Raw genomic sequence first — 7,992 nt, 5'->3', positions numbered from 1 at the left:
CCTTGCCTTTTGCCGAGAGCCGAGGACACAGGGCCGAGAGCACGGTGTATCACACGACAAAAATCTTCAAGGGGATTTGTGTAGGGGCGAGGCGTGCCTCGCCCTGCATTGCATCAGCCAGAACTTTCAGGGGGAGGCACGCCTCGCCCCTACACAACAAAGATCCCTGCCATTGGGCGCAACACGCTGCGCCCCTACAGTGGTGGTAACAGTGTTTCTGCCTTCTGCCTTCTGCCTTCTGCCTTCTGCCTTCTGCCTTCTGCCTTCTGCCTTCTGCCTTCTTCTTGACCCCAAGATGCGCCTCCGAAGCGGTTCGGTCGGCGCGGGGTCGCTGCCTTCTGCCTTCTTCTTGCCAATCCTCACAGCCCATCTCATCCCCAGAGGCTATATTGAAAACCACATGAATGTGATTGGACTGGATCTGGGCACCACAGGCTGCAAAGCCGTACTGGTCGGCGAAGATGGGCAACCGGTCAGAAGCACCTACCGCAGTTATCCCCTGATCAAAACCGAACCCGGTGAAGCCACCCAGAATGCGGATGTGCTCTGGAAAGCTGTGCAGGAAGCCCTCAAAGACCTGAATGCTGAACATGCCGATGGTCTGGCCTTCAGCGGAGCCATGCACAGTTTGTTGCCCATTGGAAACAACGGACAATCCCTTTGCAACGCCCTGACCTGGGCAGACACCCGGCCTCTGGAGACTCTGAAAGAGGTGCCTCTGGACCCCAACGCTGTCTACTTGAAGACTGGAGCACCGCTGCAAACCCCTTACCATCCGGCCAAAATCACTTACCTGCAACACAAACACCCCGAGCTGTTTTCGCAAGTCCATTTGCTCGTCAGTCTGAAAGACCACATTGCTTTTCAATTGACCGGACAGTGGAAAGCCGACATCGGACTGGCCAGCAGTTCGGGACTCCTCAACCTGCACACGGGTCAGTGGGATGCAGACATCCTGCACAGCCTTCAGGTCCAGAGCCTGTTGCCTGAGGTGCTGGATGCCCATGACCTGCTCGGGCACATCACCCCTGAGGCGACAACTCTTACAGGTTTAAAGGCAGGGATGCCTGTGTTTGCAGGCAGCAGCGATGGGGGTCTGGCCAATCTGGGCACTGGAGCAGGGGTGCAGGACACTGTGATCACCGTGGGCACCAGTGGGGCCGTTCGCAGCATGGGGAAAGGACCTCAACTGGATGCCAGAGGCCGCACATGGTGTTATTTCCTTTCCAGAGCTCAGGTGTTCTCTGGAGGGGCCATCAACAATGCCGGACTGCTGATCGACTGGGTCAAACGCATGCATTACCCCACCGAGACCTTTGAGGTGCTGTTCAAAGAGGCCGCAGAGGTGTCTTCTTCAGAAGGCTTGCTGTTTTTGCCTTACTTGACCGGAGAACGCAGCCCCCACTGGAAGTCTGACCTGAGTGCAACGGTGCATGGTCTGACCCTGCAACACACCCGCGCCCATCTGGCAAAAGCTGCCTTGGAGGCGGTGTGCTTCTCTCTGGCCGAGGTGTACGATCTGGTGTCTGAGGGAACCACCCGAACCCTTGTGACCGGCAGCATCACGCGCAGTCCATTGTGGATGCAAATGCTCAGTGACACCCTGAACCGCGAACTGGTGGTGGCGCACACCGTAGACGCCTCTTCCCTTGGAGCGGCAATGGTGGCTCTGGTCGCATTAGACAATAGCAAAAGCAGGTTAACGTACAAAGTACAATATGCTTTAGGTTTTGTCCCCCAACCCGACGCTGCCACACACATGACCGGCATCCGGGAAGATTGGAAGGGCTTATTCACCAGCATCTGGAAGGAGTTGTAAAGCATGGGTCAATCTGATATTGCCGTGATGGGTCTCGCCGTGATGGGCGAAAACCTGATCCTCAACATGGCCTCCAAGGGCTTCACCGTCACCGCCTACAACCGCAGCACCGACAAGGTCAAGGCTTTTATGGAAGGCCGCGCTCAGGGCCAGAGCATTGTGGGGGCCTACTCCCTGCAAGAACTCGTGGACAGCCTGAAACGTCCCCGCAAAGTCATGCTGATGATCAAAGCCGGCAGTGCCGTGGACGCCTCCATCGAGTCCTTGCTGCCTTACCTCGAAGAGGGAGACATCATCATCGACGGTGGAAACAGCCACCCCGCCGACTCTGACCGCCGCACCGCTTACCTGAAAGAAAAAGGCATCCTGTTCATCGGAACTGGTGTCTCTGGTGGCGAAGAAGGTGCCCTCAAAGGCCCCTCCATCATGCCCGGTGGCAACCCCGCTGCATGGGAGCATGTCAAACCCATTTTCCAGGGCATCTCCGCCAAAGTGGCAGATGGCAGCCCTTGCTGTGACTGGGTGGGCGAAAACGGTGCAGGCCACTTCGTGAAGATGGTCCACAACGGCATTGAGTACGGCGACATGCAAATGATCGCCGAAGCTTACAGCATCCTGCGTGGTGTGGTGGGCCTCTCCAACAGCGAAATCGCTGAAATCTTCTCCGAGTGGAACACCGGCGAACTCGACAGCTTCCTGATCGAAATCACCGCCGACATCCTCACCAAAAAAGACGAAGAAACTGGAAAAGACCTTGTGGATGTCATTCTGGACACCGCAGGCCAGAAAGGCACCGGCAAATGGACTTCGGTGTACGCTCTGGACGTGGGCAGCCCCTCCAGCACCATCGCTGAAGCCGTGTTTGCCCGCTGCATCTCCGCCCTCAAAAACGAGCGCGTGCAGGCCAGCAAACTCTTCACTGGACCTCAGGGCGCTTTCCAAGGCGACAAAGCAGAGTTCATCGAGAAGGTACGCAAAGCCCTGTTCGCCAGCAAAATCTGCTCTTACGCTCAGGGCTACCAACTGATGCGCCTGACCGCCAAAGAGCAGGGCTGGACCCTGAATTACGGCAGCATCGCCCTGATGTGGCGCGGCGGATGCATCATCCGTGCCCAGTTCCTCGGGGACATCAAAAACGCTTTCGACAAGAACCCCGAACTGGCCAACCTGCTCCTTGATGAGTACTTCGCCAACATCATCCAGGAATACCAGCAGCCCTGGCGCGAAGTGGTCGCACAGGCCATCCTGAGTGGCGTGTGGGTTCCTGCGTTCAGCAGCGCCATCTCCTACTTCGACGGTTACCGCTCCGAAATCGTGTCTGCCAACATCATTCAGGCCCAGCGCGACTACTTCGGTGCCCACACCTACGAGCGCCTCGACAAACCCCGCGGTGAGTTCTTCCACACCAACTGGACCGGTCGGGGTGGCACAACCGCAAGCAGCACGTACAACGTTTAAGGGCCTACGGCCCGCCGAGGGCACAGGGCCGAGAGCCGAGGGCTTTCCAGGCAAGCCCTGAACAGATCGTTCAAAATTCGGATTCTGGAGGGAGCGCAGCAAGCTGCGCTCCTTATGCATTTGCTGATGCTTTTTCTGCCCTCGGCCCTGTGCCCTCGGCTTCTTGCCCCTTGCACCCCCCTCCTCCCGCTTGTTACACTGAACCCATCGGCGCTTCAGTGCGCTTTCTTGTTCTGTAAAAAAGAACCCCTAAGGAGGTGGTGGCATGACAAAAGAAGACAACCCTCCCAGTCAACCCTCCCACCACCCGTTTTCTTTGCTTTAAGCCTGTTTGACCCTTAGGAGGTTCTACAATGCGCATGAACACTTGCGCAGGGGGGGTGTGCTGATGCTGGAATACTACCGCAGCATTGGAGGGAAGCTCCACCTCGTTGACGATTACATGGAAGGGTGCTGGATCAATGCCATCGCCCCGAGCCTCGAAGAAATCGATTACCTGCACCACGAGATTGGCATTCCCGTGGACTACCTGAATTACCCTCTGGACGTGGACGAAAGGCCCCGCTTCGAGAAAGAAGATGATTTCATCCTCTTTCTGATTCAGACTTCGTTTCCACTGGGGGACCACAGCGACATTCCTTATGACACCATTCCTCTGGGGATCATCCACTGCCAGCACTGCATCGTGACGGTATGTGCCCAAGACAACCCCATCATTCAGGACATGAAAAAAGGCATGGTGCGTTACATCTCGACGGCCAAGAAAAACCGCTTCACCCTGCAACTGTTTCACCGCACGGCCCAGAGGTACCTTGTGGACCTGCGCAAAATCAACAAGCAGGTGGACACCGTCGAAGACCAGTTGGAGAACTCCACCCGCAATCAGGAACTGCTGGCCCTACTCAAACTGGAAAAATCTCTGGTGTACTTCAAAACCGCCATCAAATCCAATGAGATCATGATGGAACGGGTGCGCCGGGACCGGGTCTTCGAGATGTACGCAGACGATCAGGAACTGCTGGACGACGTGATCATCGAAAACCAGCAGGCCATCGAAATGACCGACATCGCCACCCAGATTCTGGCCAGCATGATGGGCGCCTTTGCCAGTGTGATTTCCAACAACGTCAACTCGGTGATGAAAGTGATGACGGTAGCTACCATCATGGTCGCCATTCCCACCCTGATCACCAGCCTGTACGGCATGAATGTGCCGATTCCCTTTCAGGACACCCACTGGTCGTTTTACTTTGTGCTGCTGGTGGGGGCTCTGGCGGTTGGGGTGCTCTGGTATTTTGTGCGACGCGCCAAGTGGTGGTGAACCCTCAAACCTGCAAAAGAAAAACCAGAGGAGTGATCCTCTGGTTTTCTCAAGCTCTGGATTTACTTGGCGTTTTTGATGTAGAACACAGGTGAAACCCAGGTGTCCCAGTGCTCTGGATTGCTGGCATCCCCATCGGGTCGCAGGGCACGCATGCGCAGGTGGTAAGCCCCGTCGGGCATGGTCTTGGTGACAGGCACACCTGCATTCAACTGGGCACGTTTGAGGTCCCCATACCATGCATATCCCCACCAGAAGTACTCGGAATCGTTGCGTGGTTCATACTCGGAAACCACGTATTCTGATCCTGTACTGAACACAGGTTTCTGGGTTTTGCCATCCAGAATGTCCAGGATGACTTTTTCTGCTGGATAATCCAGATGGTAGTACGCTCCTGGGAACTGGTTCTGGGCAAAATCAAACTCCACTCCAGCAGGAAGAATGTAAGCTTCATCGTCGAAAAGGCCAATGAACAGATTGTTGGTCATGGCAGGCTGGGCCTGGTAATCCCCTTTGTAACCCGTGTAGGGCACCACAGTGATTTCACCCAGACTGGATTCAATGCCAATGTAACCACCAAAGATGGTGCCTTCTGGTGCACTGGCTGGAGGCGTGATGTCCACTTTGATGGCCATGCTTTCACTGGGATACAGAACCACGTTGGCGTCCCGCACCTTCACTGTTGCAGGGGCATTCAGTGCAGCAGCATTGCCCGTTCCATAAGTGGCCACTGCAGGCATGTGGAACAGGGTGTACGCCACCTCGATGTCACTGTCATTGCGCAAGCGAATGGTTTTGGAGGTGGTGACTTGCACATCCTTGAGCACCAGAGCACTGGGCTCCACGGTGCTGGTGTTCACGATGCTGTTCACCACATTGAGCATCCCTGCACCTTGACGGTGCACAGAATCTGCAATGGAGGTGTCCGGGAAAGGGGCGGGCATGGCGCCGTTTTGCAGGATGGAGCGAATCTTCTCGGGTTGGCCTTTCAACTCTGGACGGGCCTGGAGCAGCAAAGCCACTGCGCCAGCCACATGGGGAGAGGCCATGGAAGTTCCACTGAGCACTGCATGTCCTCCCAGTTCCAGAGGAAAAGTGGAGTAGATGTTGCCTCCAGGAGCACCCAGATCCGGTTTCAAATCCAGTTTCTGTGTGGGACCATAACTGGTGAAATCAGACAGCAAACCTGCACGTTCATTGGGGAAGTACTTCAGGCCCTCCTGCCAGTTGACCACCACCGTCTCACCTGCTGCCAGTTTGCTGTTGAGCATTTCTCCATCGGATTTTTTGATCATTCCGAAAGGCAAATCAGAGAATCCAAAGGGGAAAAAGGGACCCACAGTGTTGTTGTAAATCATCACAGCAGCAGCCCCTGCATCTTCAGCGTTGTTCAATTTTGTTTGGAAAGTACAACCACCACGCCGGATCAAAGCCATTTTTCCTTTGAGGCTGTCTGCAGGCAAAGGCGAACAGGCATCTGCCAGAGAACTTGCATCGCCTGTTCGGGCCAACTCCAGAGATCCTGAAGTGGGAATGGTCGCAGAAGATGTTCCACGCAACAGTGCAATCTCCTGACCATCCACAGTCACATAATTTGAATTGATGGCTGCATTTTCATAACTTGCCACAGTGATGGCTTTGCTGGTGCCCGCAATGGACCCTGTGGCCATCACACCATCACTGCCTTCGTTGCCGCCGGCCACCACCACCACCAGACCCTGCTCACTGGCACGGTTGATGGCTCCAGAAAGCATGTCTGTTGGCCAGGTGCCAAAACTGCCAATGCTCATGTTGACCACATCCATCTTGTCGTTCAGGGCCTGTTCGATGGCAGCCATCATGATGTCGTCATAGGTGCCACCCAGACAACCAAACACCTTGTAGGCACCCAGACTGACCTCTGGCGCTACACCTTTGACCGTGCCATTGGCACCCACAATGCCTGCCACGTGGGTTCCGTGTCCATCACAGTCATCGGCATTGTCATCTGGCAAAGGAACATAATCCCCAAAACCATATCCATCTCCAACGAAGTCTTTCTGGGCCACAATGCGGCTTTTCAGGTCCGGGTGATCGATGTCAATGCCCGAGTCGATGATTCCCACCCGGATGCCTTTTCCTGTCAGACCCATTTCATTCTGAGCAACGTCCACCCCGGTCTGGGTGATGGCGGTGGCAAGTTCAGGAAGGTAAGGGGCCTTTTTGTCTGCAGGCAAAACCATGAAGCCTGCTTTGCGAATGGATTTCACTCCGGGCAAAGCAGCAATGCGCTCAATGCTGGAAGGTGAGGTGGTGATGGACACCCCGTTGAAGACACGGTTGTAAGCGTAATTCTGTTTGTAAGAGATGTTTTGCTCAGCAGCCAACTTGGCAAAACCCTGTGCTGTCAGGCGTTGAATGCCGACACCACTGGACCCAAATTCAATCAGATACCGCTGCTGTTGGACTTTGTTGCCCATGATTTTCTGGTCTTTGGAGAACGGTATGGGCGCAGGCAAAGTTGCATTGGAAGGCATGGAGTTGCTTCCACAGCCAGCCAGCAAAATGGCAAACGTCATCAAAGACAGAGAAGAGAACAGGTTCTTGCTCATTTATTCTCCTTTGTTCAGCAAACTCAGTTTGAGTTGGTAGGTGTTTTTGGGGTTGTTGTCTGCCACACCAGCGTCCGTTTTGAAGCTCACCACTTTGATGTAGTAGGTTGTGTTTTTGAAGAAAAAGTAAGTGAGGGCAGACCCCATGTCCTGGCCTTTGAATGGATCTGCATCGTCATTGATGGCCAGAGGCAAGGTGGCCTCATTGAGGATGGTGGGATACAGGTACACGATGGAATCCAGAGCAGAATCTGCATAAGCGCTCTGGGTCAGCACCTCTATCTTGATTTCATCCCCGGCCTGGGCTTCAAATTTGTACCAGTCCACATCAAAGTCCGAGCCATCAATGATGGCCTTGCGGGTCGTGCTGCCCACCGTCACAGGAGTTGCTTTGTCAAAGGTGTTGTTGGGCTCGAACAGGTCTGGCAGCACCACCTTAAAGGAAGAACTGAGGGTTTTGGTGTTGTTGGAAGTGTCTTTTGCGGTGATGCTGATGTTGTAGGTGCCATCATCGAGGCCGGTCTGGTTGAAGCTGAACGATCCATCCGCACCCAGCGTCAGGGTCTGTGCTTCTCCACCATTCACCGAAATCGTCGCAGATTGCACCCCACGGTTGTCGGTCACTTTCCCTTTGATCTCTGTGCTCACCACTGTCACAGTGCTGTCTTTCACAGGCGCATCCAGCACAATCACAGGTGCACTCACATCCGCAAACTGCACCTTGAATGTCACCGTCACACTCTGGCTGTTCCCTGCGTTGTCTCTTGCAGTCACCACCAGCGTGTAATCTCCTTCAGTGAGGT

General features: G+C 54.8%; 5 protein-coding genes. 3 read left to right on the top strand and 2 right to left on the bottom strand.

From position 1 onward, the window contains the following. The first annotated feature begins 400 nt into the window (after window positions 1–400). From Q371_RS23010 to Q371_RS23000, 3 genes are all read left to right on the top strand, one after another. Complete coding sequence (locus tag Q371_RS23010; RefSeq protein WP_034345280.1) at window positions 401–1,819, top strand: gluconokinase; 1,419 nt, start codon at window positions 401–403, stop codon at window positions 1,817–1,819. Window positions 1,820–1,822: 3 nt separating this feature from the next. Next, on the top strand, window positions 1,823–3,277 hold the full coding sequence (gene gnd, locus Q371_RS23005; protein WP_034345277.1) for a decarboxylating NADP(+)-dependent phosphogluconate dehydrogenase: 1,455 nt from the start codon (window positions 1,823–1,825) through the stop codon (window positions 3,275–3,277). 388 nt (window positions 3,278–3,665) lie between these two features. Beyond that, the gene (locus Q371_RS23000) at window positions 3,666–4,598 is read left to right on the top strand and encodes a magnesium transporter CorA family protein (protein ID WP_034345288.1); all 933 of its coding nucleotides are present in this window, start codon (window positions 3,666–3,668) and stop codon (window positions 4,596–4,598) included. A gap of 62 nt (window positions 4,599–4,660) precedes the next feature. Here Q371_RS23000 and Q371_RS28150 read toward each other — a convergent pair whose 3' ends face one another. Both Q371_RS28150 and Q371_RS22990 read right to left on the bottom strand, forming a co-directional pair. Then, window positions 4,661–7,189, bottom strand: a complete 2,529-nt coding sequence (locus Q371_RS28150) for a S8 family serine peptidase (RefSeq protein ID WP_051965126.1) — start codon at window positions 7,187–7,189, stop codon at window positions 4,661–4,663. Beyond that, a partial coding sequence (locus Q371_RS22990) for an Ig-like domain-containing protein (protein ID WP_034345274.1) occupies window positions 7,190–7,992 on the bottom strand: 803 nt, incomplete at its 5' end.

It is taken from the genome of Deinococcus misasensis DSM 22328, from assembly GCF_000745915.1.
Classification (GTDB): Bacteria; Deinococcota; Deinococci; order Deinococcales; family Deinococcaceae; genus Deinococcus_C; species Deinococcus_C misasensis.
This window is presented reverse-complemented; position numbering and strand designations above follow the sequence as displayed.

Excerpts from the sequence above, each read along its gene's own strand:
- Q371_RS23010 (WP_034345280.1), top strand. The coding sequence starts at position 401 with ATGAATGTGATTGGACTGGATCTGGGCACCACAGGCTGCAAAGCCGTA.
- gnd (WP_034345277.1), top strand. The coding sequence starts at position 1,823 with ATGGGTCAATCTGATATTGCCGTGATGGGTCTCGCCGTGATGGGCGAA.
- Q371_RS23000 (WP_034345288.1), top strand. The coding sequence starts at position 3,666 with ATGCTGGAATACTACCGCAGCATTGGAGGGAAGCTCCACCTCGTTGAC.
- Q371_RS28150 (WP_051965126.1), bottom strand. The coding sequence starts at position 7,189 with ATGAGCAAGAACCTGTTCTCTTCTCTGTCTTTGATGACGTTTGCCATT.